Here is a 1,205-nt window from a genome sequence, read left to right as displayed (position 1 = left end):
TGGACTTGCCCCGGAAAAATGGAGAGGTTTCCTGAGATTTGAAAGGAAACCGCGATGGGGAAGCAGCAGCGCCGTTTCACGGCGGACTTTGAAAAGGAAGCTGTGCGGCTGGCGACGACCAGCGGTCGCACGCAACGGGAAGTGGCGCACGACCTCGGCATCGGCTTGTCGACGTTGGTGCGCTGGATCGGTCGCAGCCGTGACGATGCGATGAACGCGCCGGTTCGCCCGCCCGCCGGCGAGGATGTGGCGGCCGAGTTGAAGCGGCTCCGGCGCGAGAACGAGATCCTTCGCCAGGAACGTGAAATCCTCAAACGGGCCGCAGCTTTTTTCGCCAAGGAGGGAAGTCGATGAAGTTCCGCTTCGTCGATCAGGCGAAAAGCGAGTTCCCCGCATCCCGTCTTTGCCGCGTGATCGGCGTCAGCCAAAGCGGCTATTTTGCCTGGAAAGCCAGGCCGATCAGCGTCCGTCGCCGCCACGATCAGGCCCTGCTGACGCACATCCGCGCCGCCTATGCGCTGTCGAATGGAACCTACGGTAGCCCACGATGACGCGCGAGCTGCGGGACCAGGGCTGGGCGGTCGGGGCGTCGACGCACGGCGCGGCTGATGCGCCTGAGCGGTCTGGCGGCGCGCCAGAAGCGGCGCTTCAAGCGGACAACCGACAGCCAGCACGCCTTCCCAATCGCCCCGAATATTCTGGGGCAGGATTTTGCCGCCACCGGCCCCAATCAGAAGTGGGGCGCCGACATCTCCTATGTCTGGACCCGTGAGGGCTGGTTGTATCTGGCGGTCGTCGTCGATCTGTTCGCCCGGCGCGTCGTCGGCTGGGCCGTCAGCGACCGTCTGCACCGCGAACTGGCGCTCAAAGCTCTGCGCAAGGCCATCATCATGCGGCGACCGCCCCCTGGACTGATCCATCATTCGGATCGCGGCTCGCAATACTGTGCGATTGACTACCAGGCGGATCTGCGTAGCGCCGGCCTAACCATCTCTATGTCGGGAAAGGGAAATTGCTACGATAACGCCATGGTCGAGACATTCTTCAAAACCCTGAAGTCAGAACTCGTCTGGCGCACCGTCTTCCTGACCCGCCAGGACGCGACCACCGCCATTGCCCGCTATATCGACGGCTTCTACAATCCGATCCGGCGCCACTCGGCGCTCGGCTATAGGAGCCCCGCTCAGTTCGAGCGAGCAGCAAAC

General features: G+C 63.3%; 1 pseudogene. It reads left to right on the top strand.

Annotated features, from left to right (window positions below):
* Window positions 1-54: 54 nt before the first annotated feature.
* Window positions 55-1,205 (top strand): annotated as a pseudogene (locus CR492_RS20215) (IS3 family transposase); the annotation flags it as partial.

The organism is Methylocella silvestris (genome assembly GCF_002891535.1).
Taxonomy (GTDB): domain Bacteria; phylum Pseudomonadota; class Alphaproteobacteria; order Rhizobiales; family Beijerinckiaceae; genus Methylocapsa; species Methylocapsa silvestris_A.
The sequence above is the reverse complement of the archived record's forward strand: the minus strand, read 5'-3'. Positions and strand labels throughout refer to the sequence as shown.